Annotated in this window: 18 protein-coding genes; 6 read left to right on the top strand and 12 right to left on the bottom strand. The window is 66.8% G+C overall.

Going from position 1 to position 15,890, the window contains the following annotated elements; all coding sequences use genetic code 11:
- Window positions 1–38 precede the first annotated feature (38 nt).
- Together C8D95_RS18075 and C8D95_RS18070 are read right to left on the bottom strand one after the other, a co-directional pair.
- Complete coding sequence (locus C8D95_RS18075) at window positions 39–692, bottom strand: YggS family pyridoxal phosphate-dependent enzyme (RefSeq protein ID WP_109760675.1); 654 nt, start codon at window positions 690–692, stop codon at window positions 39–41.
- A gap of 69 nt (window positions 693–761) precedes the next feature.
- Window positions 762–1,616: a porin gene (locus C8D95_RS18070; RefSeq protein ID WP_164721531.1), complete on the bottom strand. Its 855-nt coding sequence runs from the start codon at window positions 1,614–1,616 to the stop codon at window positions 762–764.
- Window positions 1,617–1,864: 248 nt separating this feature from the next.
- Here C8D95_RS18070 and C8D95_RS18065 point away from each other — a divergent pair, with 248 nt between their 5' ends.
- The 4 genes from C8D95_RS18065 (at window position 1,865) to holA (ending at window position 6,441) form a co-directional block, all read left to right on the top strand.
- Window positions 1,865–2,326, top strand: coding sequence for a DUF3576 domain-containing protein (locus C8D95_RS18065; RefSeq protein ID WP_109760599.1), 462 nt, complete (start codon window positions 1,865–1,867; stop codon window positions 2,324–2,326).
- A 74-nt stretch (window positions 2,327–2,400) separates the two neighbouring features.
- Entirely contained in the window at window positions 2,401–4,959 is a 2,559-nt protein-coding gene (leuS, locus tag C8D95_RS18060; RefSeq protein ID WP_109760598.1) for a leucine--tRNA ligase, read from the top strand.
- On the top strand, window positions 4,946–5,422 hold the full coding sequence (gene lptE, locus C8D95_RS18055; RefSeq protein WP_109760597.1) for an LPS assembly lipoprotein LptE: 477 nt from the start codon (window positions 4,946–4,948) through the stop codon (window positions 5,420–5,422). Before leuS ends, lptE begins: the two co-directional genes overlap by 14 nt.
- Entirely contained in the window at window positions 5,419–6,441 is a 1,023-nt protein-coding gene (gene holA, locus C8D95_RS18050) for a DNA polymerase III subunit delta (protein ID WP_109760596.1), read from the top strand. Before lptE ends, holA begins: the two co-directional genes overlap by 4 nt.
- On the opposite strand, the gene C8D95_RS18045 is transcribed toward holA, so the two are convergent.
- From C8D95_RS18045 to ribA, 4 genes are read right to left on the bottom strand one after another with little or no spacing between them, the layout of a single operon-like run.
- Complete coding sequence (locus C8D95_RS18045) at window positions 6,438–6,926, bottom strand: L,D-transpeptidase family protein (RefSeq protein ID WP_241239760.1); 489 nt, start codon at window positions 6,924–6,926, stop codon at window positions 6,438–6,440. The two genes, holA and C8D95_RS18045, sit on opposite strands and share 4 nt — an antisense overlap.
- Window positions 6,919–8,256, bottom strand: coding sequence for a TrkH family potassium uptake protein (locus C8D95_RS18040; RefSeq protein ID WP_206508390.1), 1,338 nt, complete (start codon window positions 8,254–8,256; stop codon window positions 6,919–6,921). The genes C8D95_RS18045 and C8D95_RS18040 overlap by 8 nt, the downstream gene beginning before the upstream one ends.
- A 13-nt stretch (window positions 8,257–8,269) precedes the next feature.
- A complete protein-coding gene (locus tag C8D95_RS18035; protein WP_109760594.1) occupies window positions 8,270–8,932 on the bottom strand; it encodes a potassium channel family protein in 663 nt (220 codons plus the stop codon).
- 7 nt (window positions 8,933–8,939) lie between these two features.
- Entirely contained in the window at window positions 8,940–10,013 is a 1,074-nt protein-coding gene (gene ribA / locus C8D95_RS18030) for a GTP cyclohydrolase II (protein ID WP_109760593.1), read from the bottom strand.
- Between the two features lie 158 nt (window positions 10,014–10,171).
- Here ribA and C8D95_RS18025 point away from each other — a divergent pair, with 158 nt between their 5' ends.
- Window positions 10,172–10,861: a response regulator transcription factor gene (locus C8D95_RS18025; RefSeq protein ID WP_109760592.1), complete on the top strand. Its 690-nt coding sequence runs from the start codon at window positions 10,172–10,174 to the stop codon at window positions 10,859–10,861.
- Between the two features lie 88 nt (window positions 10,862–10,949).
- On the opposite strand, the gene C8D95_RS18020 is transcribed toward C8D95_RS18025, so the two are convergent.
- From C8D95_RS18020 to C8D95_RS18000, 5 genes are read right to left on the bottom strand one after another with little or no spacing between them, the layout of a single operon-like run.
- The gene (locus C8D95_RS18020; protein ID WP_109760591.1) at window positions 10,950–11,615 is read right to left on the bottom strand and encodes a MarC family protein; all 666 of its coding nucleotides are present in this window, start codon (window positions 11,613–11,615) and stop codon (window positions 10,950–10,952) included.
- On the bottom strand, window positions 11,615–12,082 hold the full coding sequence (locus tag C8D95_RS18015) for a DUF6505 family protein (RefSeq protein ID WP_109760590.1): 468 nt from the start codon (window positions 12,080–12,082) through the stop codon (window positions 11,615–11,617). Before C8D95_RS18015 ends, C8D95_RS18020 begins: the two co-directional genes overlap by 1 nt.
- Entirely contained in the window at window positions 12,067–12,771 is a 705-nt protein-coding gene (locus C8D95_RS18010; protein WP_109760589.1) for a biotin/lipoate--protein ligase family protein, read from the bottom strand. The genes C8D95_RS18015 and C8D95_RS18010 overlap by 16 nt, the downstream gene beginning before the upstream one ends.
- A 1-nt stretch (window position 12,772) precedes the next feature.
- On the bottom strand, window positions 12,773–13,879 hold the full coding sequence (locus C8D95_RS18005) for an Mrp/NBP35 family ATP-binding protein (protein ID WP_109760588.1): 1,107 nt from the start codon (window positions 13,877–13,879) through the stop codon (window positions 12,773–12,775).
- A complete protein-coding gene (locus C8D95_RS18000; protein WP_109760587.1) occupies window positions 13,880–14,083 on the bottom strand; it encodes a DUF6494 family protein in 204 nt (67 codons plus the stop codon).
- 153 nt (window positions 14,084–14,236) lie between these two features.
- Here C8D95_RS18000 and C8D95_RS17995 point away from each other — a divergent pair, with 153 nt between their 5' ends.
- The gene (locus C8D95_RS17995) at window positions 14,237–14,893 is read left to right on the top strand and encodes a cytochrome c family protein (protein ID WP_109760586.1); all 657 of its coding nucleotides are present in this window, start codon (window positions 14,237–14,239) and stop codon (window positions 14,891–14,893) included.
- 3 nt (window positions 14,894–14,896) lie between these two features.
- Here C8D95_RS17995 and C8D95_RS17990 read toward each other — a convergent pair whose 3' ends face one another.
- A complete protein-coding gene (locus tag C8D95_RS17990; RefSeq protein WP_109760673.1) occupies window positions 14,897–15,889 on the bottom strand; it encodes a serine hydrolase domain-containing protein in 993 nt (330 codons plus the stop codon).
- Window position 15,890: the final 1 nt, after the last annotated feature.

Here is a 15,890-nt window from a genome sequence, read left to right as displayed (position 1 = left end):
ACGATGGCGCAGGCCGGGCGGCGGCGCCTTGATCAAGGTCAGCCCGGAACGCGGTCGCCGAAGATGGCCGAACCGACACGGACATGGGTGGCGCCATGGGCGATGGCTTCCTCGAAATCTCCCGACATGCCCATGCTGAGGCCGGTGAGGCCGTTGCGCTCTGCAATTTTCGCCAGAGCCGCGAAGTGGGGAGCCGGCGCGTCGTCGACCGGCGGGATGCACATGAGGCCTCTCGGCGGGAGTTTCAGATTGCGGCAGAGCGCGACCAGAGCGTCGGCTTCATCGATGTGACAGCCGGCCTTCTGGTCCTCGCCGCCGGTGTTCACCTGGACGAAGATGTCGGCACACCTCCCCATCTCTTCGGCGAGACGCGCGATGGTTTGCGCGAGCTTCGGGCGGTCGACCGTGTGGATGGCGTCGAAAAGCTCCATCGCGGCGCGGGCCTTGTTGGTCTGGAGCGGACCTATCAGGTGAAGCTCGACGCCATCGAATTCCTCGCGGAGGGCGGGCCACTTACCCTGCGCTTCCTGTACGCGGTTCTCGCCGAAGATGCGGTGACCCTCGGCCAGCACAGCCTCGACCCGGTCGAGCGGCTGGACCTTGGACACGGCGATAAGGGTGACGCCGGACGGATCACGCCCGTGGCGGGCGCAGGCGGCTTCGAGGCGGTCGCGGATGTCCGAAAGGCTCATGCCCCCATCTGCCAAAAAGAAAAGAGCGGGCGCAAGGCCCGCTCTTTCCGTCATCCGATCCTGGAAGGATCAGAATTCCATCGAGACACCGAGGTCCCACACGGTTTCGAAGCCGTTGTCGCCGACACCGCCAGCGAGTTCCGCGCCGCCGAGATCGTAGGCAAAGCCGAGACCCATCGCAGCGTCGGTCGAGTTGTCGTGGTCCGAGTAGCCGAAGGTCACGGTGGTGGCGCCCATGCCGTAGGACAGGACAACGCCGTAGCCCGAGCCAAGGCCGTCAGAGTCTTCGTAGTAGATGTCGAAGCCAGCGCCCGAGAAGGTGCCGCTCAGGTCGACGGCGTAGGTGTCGCCGTTGCCCGCATCGGTCTGGTCTTCGTAGCCGACGCCGACCGCGAAGTCACCAAGGCCAACCTTGACGCCGACTGCGACGTCTTCGGCACCGGTGTCACGGCTGTGCGACAGGAACAGACCGAAGTCGCCGGCCTGATACTGATACAGGACCGAGTCGCCACCGGAGGTGCCATCGCCACGGGCCTGCTCGGCCACGTTGTCGATGCCGATGCCGTCGTAGCCGATGTCGGCCAGACCAGCGACCTTCTGGAGCGCGTCATCCACGTCGCCGACGGTCAGTTTGCCGAACGCGCCGGAGATGTAGACTTCCTGGTTGTCGATCTCGAGGTCTTCGAGAAGCAGCAGGTCCAGACCGAAGGTCAGGCCGGTGTCCGTGGTGCCTTCAGCCGAGAAGCTGATATCCAGGTCGTAGTTGACGACCACGTCTTCGGCGTCGCCGTCGATGTCGATGTCGTCGGCAACAACGCCGTTGTCTTGCAGCCAGATGCCAGCCTTACCGCCGACCGTAACTTCCGCAGCGGCGAGACCAGCCCAGAATACCAGGGCGGTCGAAGCCAGAAGAACCTTTTTCATCGTTTTTTTCCCTCGTGTGTAAAAGGTGCGTCTCAATCCGGTCGCACCGAACTGATTGACACCGTATTTCCCTCCACCCGACCTAGATTGCAAGCAAGCCTCCCCGGCCCTTTCCAGACTCCAAGCGGATGGTGTTCTTCTTGCCACAGTGAATTTGCCCGGCCAACCGTTTTCATCAAGCAGGGAAAGACCTTGTCGGTCACGGGGGCGTCGGGTAGTCATGTCTGGACCTAGGAGAGGGGGCGTTGATGGGACTTCCGGCAGACAGACCGACGCGCGCCGTCCTGGCAGTCCTGATGGTGGCTCTCACCCTGTCCGGATGCGGTCGCTTCGCCTCGACTCCTATCGAGCGGGAGGCACGCACGGGCACCTCGATCACCGACATATTCCTGAACGACGCCGATCCGAACGTGACGGTCGAGGTCAACAAGTACCTCTGGAACGCCTCGCTCGACGTGCTGAACTTCCTGCCGATCCAGTCGGCCGATCCCTTCACTGGCGTGATCTCGACCGGATACGGCACGCCTCCCGGCGGCGGCACCGCATATCGCGCCACGATCTACGTCCGCGACCCGGCGCTGGAAGCGCGGTCGCTGTCCATCGCGCTGGCCACGCGCTCGGGCCCCGTGCCGACGGCGACGGCCCGCGCCGTCGAGGACGCTATCCTGACGCGCGCCCGCCAGCTTCGGATGCAGGACATGCGTCTCTAGACGTTCCGCGTCCGCGCGACTAAACCACGCCGGGCCATCGCCCGGCGTTTTCCGTTTCCCCGAGGACCCTTCGCATGTCCCGATACGATACCAAGAACATCGAGCCGAAATGGCAGGCCGCCTGGGACGAGGCGCAGACCTTCCGGGCCGAGCGCGACGAGTCGAAGCCGAAGTACTATGTGCTGGAAATGTTCCCCTACCCATCGGGGCGCATCCACATCGGGCACGTTCGGAATTACACCATGGGCGACGTGATCGCGCGCTACATGCGGGCGACGGGACACAACGTGCTGCACCCCATGGGGTTCGACGCCTTCGGGATGCCGGCCGAGAACGCGGCGATGGCGTCGGGAGGCCACCCCAAGGACTGGACCTACGGCAACATCGAAACGATGGTCCAGCAGATGAAGCCGCTGGGCTTCTCTCTGGACTGGTCGCGGATGTTCGCGACCTGCGATCCCGAGTACTATGGCCAGCAGCAGTCGATGTTCATCGATTTCATGGACAAGGGCCTCGTTTATCGCCGGAATGCGGTGGTCAACTGGGACCCGGTCGACATGACGGTGCTGGCGAACGAGCAGGTGATCGACGGCAAGGGCTGGCGGTCGGGCGCTGAGGTCGAGCGCCGCGAGCTGACGCAGTGGTTCTTCAAGATCAGCGATTTCGCCGAGGAGCTGCTGGAGGCCATCGACGCGCTGGACGACTGGCCGGCGAAGGTGAAGCTGATGCAGCGGAACTGGATCGGCAAGTCGCGCGGGCTGCAATTCGGCTTCGAGCGCGCCGACGGCGGCGAGGCCATCGAGGTCTACACGACCCGGCCCGACACGCTGATGGGGGCGTCGTTCGTGGGTATCTCGCCCGACCATCCGCTGGCGAAGGAACTGGCGGAGACGAACCCCGGGGCCGCTGCTTTCCGAGCGGAAGCCTCGAAGGGCGGGACGACCGAGGAAGCGCTGGAGAAGGCCGAGAAGCTGGGCTTTGATACCGGCATCCGGGTGAGGCATCCGCTGGAACCGAATTGGGAATTGCCCGTCTGGATCGCGAACTTCATCCTGATGGACTACGGCACGGGCGCCATTTTCGGCTGTCCCGCGCATGACCAGCGCGACCTGGACTTCTGTCGGAAGTACGGGCTGCCGGTGATCGACACCTTCGTGGCCGCCTACGGCGGCGCGCCGGTCGGTTCCGAAGCCTTCGTGCCGCCGAAGGGAGAGACGGTCCGCTGGCTGAAGCCCTTTGGCTGGGACGAGACGGCGACCGGCGACGAGGCGATCGACGCCGCCATAGCGCGGGCCGAGGCCGAGGGCTGGGGCCGGGGCGTCACCAAGTACCGCCTGCGGGACTGGGGCCTGTCGCGCCAGCGCTACTGGGGCTGTCCGATCCCGGTGGTGCATTGCGCGGATTGCGGCGTGGTGCCGGAGCGAAAGGAGAACCTGCCCGTCCGGCTGCCCGACGACGTGACCTTCGACGTGCCGGGCAACCCTCTCGACCGGCATCCGACCTGGCGCGACGTGCCCTGCCCGTCCTGCGGCAAGGCGGCGAAGCGCGAGACCGACACGATGGACACCTTCGTGGATTCGTCCTGGTACTTCGCCCGCTTCACCGCGCCACGGGCCGACACGCCCACGGTCATGGCCGACGCCGACTACTGGATGAACGTCGACCAGTACATCGGCGGCATCGAGCACGCGATCCTGCACCTGCTCTATTCGCGGTTCTTCGCCCGCGCGATGCACATCTGCGGCCACCTGCCCGCGAAGTCGAAGGAGCCGTTCGAGGCGCTCTTCACGCAGGGGATGGTGACGCATGCGGCTTATTCTAACGCCGAACGTTTGGATCCGAACAATCGGAAGATTTATCACTTCCCGGATGACGTCCAGGATGACGGCCGTGGGAATTACACGCTCAAGGAAACGGGTGAGAGGATCAACGTCGAGCCTTCCACCAAGATGTCCAAATCCAAACTCAACGTCGTCGACCCCGTTGCCATCATCGACCAGTACGGCGCCGACACCGCGCGCTGGTTCGTTCTCTCCGACTCCCCGCCCGAGCGCGACGTGGAATGGACCGCGGCCGGTGCCGAGGCGGCGTTCAGGCACCTCTCCCGCGTTCACCGCATCGCGAGCGAGATCGCCGAGGGAGGCGACACCGGAGCGGACGACGATGTGCTGCGGAAGGAGACGCACCGCGCGATGCGCGACGTGACGCTCGGGATCGAAAGCTTCGGCTTCAACGCGGCCATCGCCAAGCTCTATGCCTTCAGCAACGCGCTTTCGAAGGCGCAGGCTTCGAACGCGGCGCGGCGCGAGGCGGCGATGACGCTGGCGCTGCTGATGTCTCCGATGACGCCGCACCTCGCCGAGGACTGTTGGGCGATGCTGGGCGGCGAGGGCCTGATCGCCGACGCGCCCTGGCCGGTGGCGGACGAAAGCCTGCTTGTCGAGGACAGCGTGACGCTGCCCATTCAGATCAACGGCAAGCGGCGCAGCGAGATCACCGTGGGCAAGGACGTGCCGACCGACGAGGTTGAAAAGCTGGTGCTGGCCGACGATGCTGTCGCGAAGGCGCTGGCGGGTGGCCAGCCCAGGAAACTGATCGTCGTGCCGGGCCGCATCGTCAATGTCGTCATCTGACCGCCGCACCCTTCTTCTGTCGTTCCTCGCGCTGGCGGGCTGCGGCTTCACGCCGGTCTACGGGCCGGGCGGCAGCGCGGAAGGATTGCGGGGCCGCATCGACGTCGGACCGCCCGTCGACGAGGCAGGCTATGTGCTCGTCCGCCGTCTCGAGGACAGGCTCGGCGCGTCCGAGGAGGGCGACCTTGCGCTGACCGCCGACATCCGTCTGTCGGAGGACGCCGTCGGTTTCCTGCCGGATGGCGAGATCAGCCGCTACAACGTCTCCGGCCGGGTCGAATGGCGGCTGACGCGGAAAGGCAACGATACGGTCGTGGCCACGGGCAGCGAGCAGAGTTTCACCAGCTACTCGGCCACATCGACCACCGTCGCCACGGCCTTCGCCGCCCGCGACGCGCGCCGCCGGCTGATGGTGATCCTCGCCGACCGGATCGTCGCGGACCTGATGACGCGCGTCCCGTGAAGCTGTCGGCCCGCGACGCGCCGGCTTATTTCGCGAAGCCCGATGCCGCGGCCACAGGTCTTCTGATCCACGGGGTGGACGCGATGCGCGTCGCCTTGCGGCGGCAGGAGGTCGTGAAGGCGCTCGTCGGTGCCGCAGGCGAGGAAGAGATGCGCCTGACGCGGATCCCCGCCTCCGACCTTCGCAAGGATCCCGCCCTTCTTCTTGACGCTGTGAAGGCGCAGGGCTTTTTTCCCGGACCCCGCGTTGCCTTCGTCGAGGACGCCGGCGACGGTCTGGCCGATACCTTCGCGGCGGCGCTGGCGGACTGGCGCGAGGGCGACGCTCAGATCGTGGTGACGGCGGGCCAGCTTGCCGCGAAGTCGAAACTGCGGAAGCTTTTCGAGGATCACCGCGGAACCTACGCCGCCGCGATCTACGACGACCCTCCCGGTCGGGCCGAGATCGAAGCGGCGCTGAAGGCGGCGGGTTTGCGGGACATCTCGGGCGACGCGATGGCCGCATTGACCGACCTGGCGCGAAGCCTCTCGCCCGGCGACTTCCGGCAGACCCTCGAGAAGATCGCGCTCTACAAGATCGGTGATGCCTCTCCGCTGACGCCCGAGGAGGTCGCCCTGTCCGCCCCGGCGTCGGTCGAGGCGGCGCTGGACGATGTCCTGAACCTCGCCGCCGAAGGCAAGGCGCATGAGATCGGACCTGTTCTGCGGCGACTGGAAGCGCAGGGCGTGGGGCCGGTCGGCCTTTGCATCGGGGCGACGCGGCACTTTCGGACGCTGCACGCGGTCGCCTCCGACCCCAGCGGCGCAGGGTCGGGCATCGGCAGGCTGAGGCCGCCGGTCTTCGGACCGCGTCGGGACCGGATCCAGCGTCAGGCCTCGGACTGGGGAATGCACCGTCTCGAGAAGGCGCTGTCGCTGCTTCTGGACACCGACCTCACGCTGCGGTCGACCGCCGAGGTGCCGGAGATGGCTGTGATGGAGCGCGCGCTTCTGCGCCTTGCATGGATGAACCGGCGCTAGGGGACGATCAGCCTGGTGCCCGGCTCGAGGCGGCGGGCGAAGTCCAGAAGGTGATCGGACCGCAGCGCGATGCAGCCTTCGGTCGGGCGGCCGGGGCCGCGCCAGCGATGCAGGAAGATGGCGCTGCCCGCGCCCGGCGTCGCCTCGGGCCAGTTCCAGTCGGTGACGAGGACGAGGTCGTAGAGCCGATCCGCTCGCCGCATCCGTTCGTGAGACGCCGTCATCGGCGCGCGGGCGAGGTGGTTGTAGAGCGGATGGCGCGGATCGTCGCACCAGAGGTCGCCCGGTCGGATCGGCTCGGCCCAGGGCGCAGGCCGGGGCAGGCGGTCGGGACGCCAGAACATCCCGACGATCCGGTGCGTGCCCCGCGGCGTCGCCCCGTCGCCCTCGCGCTTCGCCGATGTCAGGCCGCCACGTCCCACCGTGCAGGGCCAGCGATGCGGCCCGAGGCGCAGGCCGGTCGGCGTAAGGCGGAGGTCAGCCAAGATAGATCCGCCCCTTGGGATATCGCACCCGGGGCGCCGACCGCGTGGCGAGGAAGAAGCCGAGCGTCAACGGGCCGACGCGCCCGAGGAACATCATCAGGATAATGACCGTCCGTCCGATTGAATCGAGCTCGGTCGTCGCCCCGCGCGACAGGCCGGTGGTGCCGAAGGCCGAGACGACCTCAAAGGACAGGTTCAGGAACTCGCCGTCGTGCGAGATCGAGGCAATGAAGATGCCCGTGAAGATGACGAGACTGGAAATGGTGACGAGGGCCAGGACCTTGAGGATGTCCTCGGCCTCGATGCTGCGGCTGAAGACGTGTGGCGTCGAGCGACGGCGGAAGAAGGCGATGGTGGCGAGCAGCAGGACGAAGAAGGTCGTGACCTTGATCCCGCCCGCGGTCGAGGTGCTGCCGCCCCCGATGAGCATCAGCGTCATCGTCATCAGCGTGGTCGCGTCGTGCATCCCGCCCGTGGGAATGGTGTTGAACCCTGCGGTGCGCGGCGTGACCGCCTGGAACCAGCTCGCCCACAGCTTGTCGCCCGTCGAAAGCTCGGCAAGCGTCTGGGGATTGCGCCATTCGAGCGCGGCGAAGACGAGGAACGGCAGGACGATGAGGATGGCGGTTCCGGCCAGCGTGATCTTGGAATGCGCCGTCAGTCGACGCCAGCCGCGTTGGCGCCAGATGTCCTCGAGCACGATGAAGCCGACGCCACCGATGATGAAGAGGGTCGGCACGATCAGGTTGACGACCGGATGGCCGACCCATTGCGACAGCGAGTCGGGAAACAGCGCGAAGCCGGCGTTGTTGAAGGCCGAGATCGCGTGGAAGACTGCATACCATAGCCCCTGAGCCCAACCGAACTCGGGCACGAAGACGAAGGCGAGAACGACGGCACCTGCCGCCTGGAAGGCAAAGGCGACCTTCAGGACCGTCTTCACCAGTCGAGGCAGTGAGGCGATCGAGGTCTGGTTGAGGTCTTCCCGCAGGATATAGCGGTGCGGCAGCCCCACCTGAATACCGAGCGCCGAGAAGACGAGCGTGGCGAAGGTCATCAGCCCCAGGCCGCCGCATTCGATCAGGAAGGCGATGACCGCCTGGCCGAAGAAGGTGAAGGTGCTGCCCGGATCGACGACGACGAGGCCGGTCACGGTCACCGCCGAAGCCGAGGTGAAGAGCGCGTCGGCGAAGCTGACATGCTCGACCGTCGACACCGGCAGCCAGAGCACGACCGAGCCTATGACGATCAGGGTCGAGTAGGAGAGCGCCAGGATCGCCGGGGCGGGAATGCGCGCCAGCCTGGCGAGGAAAGGGCGGGAGGGAAACATCCTGCGCCGCGTCTCAGAGCGAGGCCGCGAAGTCGCTCAGCTTCTTCCGTTCTCCCAGAAGCAGGAGAAGGTCGTCGGACTGGAGCACGCAGCCATCCGCGCCCGATCCGACGAACTCGGTTCCCCGCATGACGCCGATGCAGCGCAGGTCGTGCCGGGAGATCGACTTGATCTCGGACAGGCTGTGCCCCTCGAGGCTGTCGGGAACGCGGAAGTTGACGACGTGGTAGCCGTTTCCGAGGCTGACGTAATCGCGGATCAGCGGGTTGTTCAGGACCTGTGCGACGTACTGCCCGATGTCGACCTGGGGATGGATCACCCGGTCCACACCGATGCGGGAGAGGATCCGGTGGTGCGTCTTCGACACCGCCTTGGCCCAGATCGTCTTCACGCCGATGAGCTTGAGGTTCATGGCGGCCAGGATCGAGCTTTCGATGTCGTTCGCGATGGCGATGACCGCGCCGTAGCATTCGCCGAAGCCCGCCTCGCGCAGCGCCTCCTCGTCGCGCGCGTCGACGATCAGCGCCTCGGTCACCTTGTCGGCGTGAAGGCCCACCGCGCGCTCGTTCACGTCGACGGCGATGACACTGTTGCCGAAGCGCATGAGCTCGGTCGCGACCGTGCTTCCGAAGTTGCCGAGGCCCACGACCCCGAAGATGTGGCTCTTGTGCGGCATTCGTCCCTCAGAGAATATGGCCCGATTTCCGGGCCTTGACGTCGAGATAGGCCGTGTTCAGCGGGTTGCGACCCGCTTGCAGCGGCACGCGCTCGGTCACCTCGATGCCCTGCGCCGCCATCATCTCGACCTTGGCGGGGTTGTTGGTCATCAGGCGGACCTTCGAGAAGCCAAGCCGCTTCAGAAGGTCCGCGCCGGTGCGGAAGTCGCGCTCGTCGTCCTCGAAGCCCAACCGGTGGTTCGCCTCGACCGTGTCGAAGCCCTGATCCTGAAGGGCGTAGGCGCGCATCTTGTTGGCGAGGCCGATGCCTCGGCCCTCCTGGTTGAGGTAGAGCAGGATGCCTTGGCCCTCGGCCCCCATCTGCGCCAGCGCGGCATGAAGCTGCGGCCCGCAATCGCATTTGAGCGAGCCCAGGACGTCGCCCGTGAAACAGGCCGAGTGCAGGCGCACCAGAACCGGCTCGGAGCGCGACGGACGACCGATCTCGCAGACGACATGCTCTTCGCCGCCGTCCTCGGGACGAAAGACGTGAACGCGACCGGCGCCCGTCACGGCAAGCGGCACGTTCCCCGTCACGACGCGGGTGTGGTGCGCGGGGTCCGACAGCGCCTGCAGCGTCAGGGCGGCGTCGAGCCGGGTCAGGTCATCGGGGACGGCATCGACGTGGAGAACCAGTGCCGCGGGCAGAAGGCGCGCGGACTTGGCCAGCGAGAGGGCCACCCGGTGCAGGTCGGCCGGACCATCGCGCATCGCGACGAAAGGTCCCTTCATCGGCGCCGACAGGTCATCCTGGGGGTCGGCCACGGCGCGGATCCAGTCCGTCGTGACGTCGCGCGGCAGGACGATGCGGGCCATGTCCCCGTCATAGGCGCGGGCGTTCAGCGTCGCCGCGCGCCGGGCCGTCACGGCAAGCACCGGATCGCCGAGCGCGCGCAGGTCCGCGAACCGGTCCGCGTCGAGACCTTCGGCGGCAAGGGCCAGGACCGACCGCCCGTCCCCCTGAAGCACGACCGGAAGGCCAAGCCGAAGGTCCGTCCGCGCACGGGCGATGCGCTCCATAAGGGTGGGTAACAGGGACATCGCGTCTCCGGGCGGCTCACCTGTCGTTTACGCCTTCCGTCAAGGATTTGAAACATTTCCCCCGACGGCGACACGAGCCTGTGAGTTTTTGCAGCAATCCTTGCAAGATCGCGGATCCGCGCTCATTTCCTCACCATCGGTTCACGGAGAAGTGTGACATGGCTCAGAACCTCAAGAAAATTCTTTTGGTGGACGACGACGAAGACCTGCGCGAGGCGCTCGGCGAGCAACTCGTGATGACCGAAGACTTCGACGTCTTCGAAGCCGGCAACGGCGCCGAGGCGCTGGAGCGGGTTCGCCAGGGCATCTACGACCTCGTCATCCTCGATGTGGGGCTGCCGGATACGGACGGGCGCGAGCTGTGCCGCGTGCTGCGCAAGCATGGCGTGAAGTGCCCGGTCCTGATGCTGACGGGACATGATTCGGACGCCGACACCATCCTCGGCCTCGATGCGGGTGCGAATGACTACGTCACGAAGCCCTTCAAGTTTCCCGTCCTTCTCGCTCGCATCCGGGCGCAGCTGAGGCAGCATGAACAGTCCGAGGACGCCGTCTTCCAACTCGGGCCCTACACGTTCCAGCCAGCGCAGAAGATGTTGATTACCGAGGACGAAAAGAAGATCCGTCTCACCGAGAAAGAGACGAACATCCTCAAGTTCCTCTACCGTGCCAGCGAGGGCGTCGTGCCGCGCGACATCCTTCTGCACGAGGTCTGGGGATACAATGCGGGTGTCACAACGCACACACTCGAGACACATATTTACCGGCTGCGACAAAAAATCGAACCGGACCCCTCGAATGCGCGTTTACTGGTGACCGAGTCGGGCGGTTACCGTTTGGTCGCCTGACGCGTTTACGGATCCCGTTTCCATGTCCGGGTTATGGCATGGTACCTCCCTGTTGGACTGGCCGGGCTTTCAGCCCGGCCTTTTTTTGTCACTCCGCCGGGGACGTGATTTCCAGGGCTCCCCCTTCGGGCAGGGTCAGGACGCCGACCGCATTCAGCCCTCCCAGGACCGAATCCACCGCCACCGTGGCGAGGATGATCCCCATCACCCGGCTGATGACGCTGGCTCCGGTCTCGCCCAGCACCCGTTTCAGGCGCGCTGCGAGGAGCAGAAGCACCAGTGTGAAACCGAGAACAGCACAGAGCACGACCGCCGTCACGAACTGGTCGAAGACGGGGTTCGTGTGGTTGTCGGTCAGGATGACGATGGCGAGCATGGCCCCGGGCGAGGCGATGGAGGGGATGGCCAGCGGAAAGACGGCACCGGACAGCGATGCGCGCTCGGCCTCGTGGATCACCTCCTCGGGGCGCGATTCCCCGAAGATCATCGTCATCGCGAAAAGGAACAGCACGATCCCGCCCGCGATCTGGAACGACCCGAACCGCAGGCCCAGCCCTTCCAGAAGGAGCTGCCCCGCGACGAGAAAGCCCAGAAGGACGACGCCCGCCACGACGACCGCGCGCGTCGCGAGGCGCCAGTGCAGGTGCCGGGGCACGCCCGCGGCCGCGAAGTAGAACACCGGCAGCGTTCCGATGGGGTCGATGACCACGAAAAGCGTGATGAACTCGCGCAGGAGCTGGTCGATGCTCGGCATCAGTCGCCGTGAACCGCGAAGGTTTCCAGCGCTGCTCCCTGCGGCGGCACGATGCGGAAGCGGTCGCGGACGCCTGCCCCTGTCAGCTCGCGCTCCAGGACGATCAGGCTGTTCTCGGGGTGCCCCTCGCAGAGCGCGGCCATGTGAGCGATCTCCTCGCCCGCCACAGGCCGCGCGGCGTCAAGGTCGGGCGCTCCCCAGGCGGCGACGAAATGCGCGGCGAGTGCGTCCGCCAGCGCCGCCTTCTCGGCCGCCGTGATCGGCGTGACCGCGACGACCGAGGCGCGCCCGAAGCTCGAGAGGCCAAGCCAGCCGTGCGCAAAGGCCTGACGCGACTTGCCGCTCAGGTCGTCCTCGGACCAGTTCGAGAAGGCGAAGGTCCCCGGCACGGCCCATTCGCCCGGCTCGGCCGCCAGGTCGAAGACGTTCAGGTCGCTGTCGTCGAGACGGATCACGCGGGCGAACATCGGACCTCCATCATTCGGGTAAGCGGCAGGATGCGCGTCGCATCTCCGTCCTTCAGGATCATGCCTCCCCACTCGTCGAGCCCGACGAAAGTTCCCGGCTCCGGATACTCGACCGCACCACCGAGGCGATGCGCCTTCGCGCGCCACTCTTCGTGCAGTTCGGAGAAGCCATCGGTAAGGTAGATGTGCAGCCAGTTCATCATGTGGCGGGCCCAGGCCTCGATCAGGTCGGGCGTGCCGATCTCGCCGCAGCCTTCCTCGTGCAGGCAGGTCTCGTCCGGCGTCAGACCCGGCGCGTCGGAAGACTGGGACCGCACCGCAAGTTCGACGCCTACGGCCAGCCACTCGGGTTCGACCTCGGGGTCTGCCGTCGACGCGGCCATCCTCAACCGTCCCGCGCGCGCGCCGTTCACCCGGATGCGGTCCGGCCACTCGAGGTGAACGCCCACTTCGGGCGGGGCGAGGGCGCCGACCGCATCGTTGAGACCGAGGGACACGGCGAAGCTGACGCCCGCCGCCTCGCGCAGGGGAACCTCGGGCGCCAGCAGGATCGCCGCGCGCATCCTGTCCGGATCGGGGCTGTAGAAGACCGTTCCCGGATCGGCTTCCCCTGCGGCGACGCAGGCGACCTCGAAGGGATCGTCGGCAACAGCGCGGCCGGTGAGAAGCGGCGGAAAGTCGACCGGCATGTCAGCCCCGCGCCGCGAGCGTGGCTACGAGACCGTCGGCGATGGACCAGAACGCCTTCGCTTCCTCGCTTTCCGGCTTCTGCGCCACGATCGGCGCACCGGCGTCGCCCGCAACGCGGATGCCGAGGTGAAGGGGAATCTCGCCCAGGAAAGGCACGCGAAGTTTCTCCGCCTCCTTCCGCGCGCCGCCGTGACCGAAGGGGTGATGCGCCTTGCCGCAGCCGTCGCAGACGAAGCTCGCCATGTTCTCGACGAGGCCCAGGATCGGCGTCCCCATCCGGTTGAACATGTCGATGCCCTTGCGAGCGTCGATCAGCGCGATGTCCTGCGGCGTCGAGACGATCACCGCACCGGCAACTTCGGTCTTCTGGCAGAGGGTCATCTGAACGTCACCCGTGCCCGGCGGCAGGTCGATCAGCAGGACGTCGAGCGTCCCCCACTGCACCTGCGCCAGCATCTGCTGGAGCGCGCCCATCAGCATCGGTCCGCGCCAGACGAGGGCCTCGCCTTCCTCGACCATGAAGCCGAGCGACATCACCGCAACGCCGTGGTTCCTCAGCGGCAGGATGACGCCGGGGCTGGGGGCGGACGGCCGCCCGGTGATCCCCAGCATCCGGGGCTGCGATGGACCGTAGACGTCTGCGTCCAGAAGCCCGACCCGAAGCCCGCGCGCGGCGAGGGCGACGGCGAGGTTCGACGAGACGGTAGACTTGCCGACGCCTCCCTTGCCCGAGGCGATGGCGACGACGTGGCGGACGCCGGGCAAGGGTTGCGGCCCCTCTGGAGCCTTCGGCTTCGGCGTGAAGTCCTTCAGGCCCAGATCGGGAACGGCCATCTTGGGCGCCTGCCGTGCCGTACCCTGCGGCGCGTGCGCCGTCAGGATGGCGGACACGCCGGTGACGCCTTCGACGGACGCCGCGGCGGCTTCAGCCGCCTTGCGCAACGGCTCCATGCCGCTCGCCCGCGCCGGGTCCACCTCCAGCACGAAACTGACGGCTCCGTCCCGGACCGCAAGTCCCTTGACCATGCCGGCCGACAGGATGTCCTCGCCCCGTGCGGGATCGACGATGCGTGACAGTGCCGCGCGAACGGCCTCGATGTCGGCCACTCAGTTCTCGCCCGGCATCTCGATGTCGCCCGTAACCTCGTGGGTCAGGCCGAGATCGCCGATGGTCAGCACGACCTTGGCCTTCACCTTGCCGGCGGGTGTGCCCGATGCGGCGCGCACGGCCTCCTCGATCTCGCGCTGCGAGGTGACGCCGACGGTCTTGAGGAACTTCCTCAGGCTCATGTTGAATGCTTCTTCGGACATCGCTCTCCCCTGTGTGGTCTTGTCTTGTGTCAGAGGCGGGATAATCTCAGATCGCAAGGGAGGTGCAAGATCGGGTTTCCACGCATCATCGCCGCCGCCGCCAGCGCCGCGCTCTGGGGAGCGGGATCGAGCGCGCAGGATCTGACGCTCCGGATGCCCGACGAGATGCTGGCGTCCGGCTTCGACAAGCAGATCCTCCCGCGTTTCAAGTTCAAGCATCGCGTCGACGTGGCCCCGGTGACCGAGGGCGAGGCCGACATGGCCTTGGGCGATCAGGGCGAGCGGGTGTTCCAGATCATAGGTGGCGACGAGGTGCGGCTGGACATCGCCATGCCATCGCCCGAGGCCGACCTCTTTCTTGACTGGCTGAGGTCGGACCCCGGCATCGCCGCCGTCGAGAGCTTCGAAGTCGACGGAAAGCCGGTCTACGCCGCAACAGAGGCGGCAAGCGAGGTCGTGGTCAAGGAGACCTTCGACGGCGATACGCAGGTCGGCGCCCGCCTCGCGCTCGTCCATTGCGGGCGCTGCCACGTCGTCGACGACCGCAATCGCATGGGCGGCATCGGCTCCACTCCCTCGTTCGAGGCGATGCGCGGTCGGCCGGACTGGTCGACCCTGTTCCTCGCGTTCTACGCCGAGAACCCGCACCCGTCCTTCACGCAGGTCGAGGGCGTGACCGAACCCTTCGGTCCCGACCGGCAGGTCCACATCGTGCCCGTCGAGATCACGCTGGACGAAATCGAGGCGATCACCGCCTTCGTGGCGACGCTGAAGCCCAAGGACCTCGGGGGCGGCGTCCAGTCGAACTGAAGGTCAGGCCGCGTCGATGATCGCGCCGGTGAGGCGGAGAAGGTCGCCGAAGTATCCGCCCGAGCGTGCGGGCTGGGTCGGATCGGACGTGATGACGACGGTCAGCGCCTTCGCCGGCGCGATGCAGATCACCTGGCCGCCGTAGCCTCTGGCCAATGCGAAGTCCGTCCCGCCGTGCGTGCCCGTGAACCAGCCGTAGCCGTAGCCCAGTCCAGAGAAGGGCGAGCGGGTGACGGGCGACAGCGACCGGCGCACCCACTCTTCGCTGACGATCCGCACTCCGTCGATGGCTCCGCCCCTGCGGATCGCCTCGCCGAAGCGCGCCATCGCGCGGGGCGTCAGTGCCATCTCGTTTCCGCCCAGGTAGAAGCCCTGCGGATCGCGCGTCCAGGCCGGAATCTCGATGCCCAGCGGCTCTCCGATCCAGTCGCGTGCCAGCTCGAGAAGTGAGCGGCCGGACGCCTCGGCCAGAGCCGCGCCAAGCACGTGGGTCGATCCGGTGGAATAAAGCATCCGCGCCCCCGGTTCGGCGACGAAGGGCCGCGACAGCGCATTGGCGACCCAGTTCCGGCTGTTGACCCAAGACCCGTAATTGGGGCCGGAGGTGCGCTCCAGCCCCGCGCGCAGCGTCACCAGATCCTCGAGAGTGATCTCGGCTACCTTCGGGTCCGCCTCGTTCGGGATCAGCCCCGGAGCGACCTCGCCGAGCGATGCCTCGACCCCCGGCACCTCGCCCTTGTCGATGGCGGCACCGAGAAGGGTCGCCACGATGGTTTTCGAAACCGACTTCACGTTGGCAAGCCCATCCGGGCCTGGCCCGCCGAAGGTCTCCTCGACAACCGTCTCGCCGTCACGGACGACGAGCAGCGTGTGAAGCTGTTGCAGCGTCCGTGCTGCGGCGACCGCCTCCGCGAAAGGATCGCTCTGGGCGCGAAGGAACGACGGTGCCGCGACGGCGGCGGTGGAGACGGCAAGGAAACGGCGGCGCTGGATCATG

Source organism: Silicimonas algicola (genome assembly GCF_003148765.1).
Classification (GTDB): domain Bacteria; phylum Pseudomonadota; class Alphaproteobacteria; order Rhodobacterales; family Rhodobacteraceae; genus Silicimonas; species Silicimonas algicola.
This window is presented reverse-complemented; position numbering and strand designations above follow the sequence as displayed.

Coding starts and splice junctions, on each gene's coding strand:
- C8D95_RS18000 (WP_109760587.1), bottom strand. CDS start 14,083: ATGTCCGAAGAAGCATTCAACATGAGCCTGAGGAAGTTCCTCAAGACC.
- C8D95_RS17990 (WP_109760673.1), bottom strand. CDS start 15,889: ATGATCCAGCGCCGCCGTTTCCTTGCCGTCTCCACCGCCGCCGTCGCG.
- C8D95_RS18065 (WP_109760599.1), top strand. CDS start 1,865: ATGGGACTTCCGGCAGACAGACCGACGCGCGCCGTCCTGGCAGTCCTG.
- C8D95_RS18040 (WP_206508390.1), bottom strand. CDS start 8,256: ATGTTTCCCTCCCGCCCTTTCCTCGCCAGGCTGGCGCGCATTCCCGCC.
- C8D95_RS18020 (WP_109760591.1), bottom strand. CDS start 11,615: ATGCCGAGCATCGACCAGCTCCTGCGCGAGTTCATCACGCTTTTCGTG.
- C8D95_RS18070 (WP_164721531.1), bottom strand. CDS start 1,616: ATGAAAAAGGTTCTTCTGGCTTCGACCGCCCTGGTATTCTGGGCTGGT.
- ribA (WP_109760593.1), bottom strand. CDS start 10,013: ATGTCCCTGTTACCCACCCTTATGGAGCGCATCGCCCGTGCGCGGACG.
- C8D95_RS18035 (WP_109760594.1), bottom strand. CDS start 8,932: ATGCCGCACAAGAGCCACATCTTCGGGGTCGTGGGCCTCGGCAACTTC.
- C8D95_RS18075 (WP_109760675.1), bottom strand. CDS start 692: ATGAGCCTTTCGGACATCCGCGACCGCCTCGAAGCCGCCTGCGCCCGC.
- lptE (WP_109760597.1), top strand. CDS start 4,946: ATGTCGTCATCTGACCGCCGCACCCTTCTTCTGTCGTTCCTCGCGCTG.
- C8D95_RS18025 (WP_109760592.1), top strand. CDS start 10,172: ATGGCTCAGAACCTCAAGAAAATTCTTTTGGTGGACGACGACGAAGAC.
- leuS (WP_109760598.1), top strand. CDS start 2,401: ATGTCCCGATACGATACCAAGAACATCGAGCCGAAATGGCAGGCCGCC.
- C8D95_RS18010 (WP_109760589.1), bottom strand. CDS start 12,771: ATGCCGGTCGACTTTCCGCCGCTTCTCACCGGCCGCGCTGTTGCCGAC.
- C8D95_RS17995 (WP_109760586.1), top strand. CDS start 14,237: ATGCCCGACGAGATGCTGGCGTCCGGCTTCGACAAGCAGATCCTCCCG.
- C8D95_RS18015 (WP_109760590.1), bottom strand. CDS start 12,082: ATGTTCGCCCGCGTGATCCGTCTCGACGACAGCGACCTGAACGTCTTC.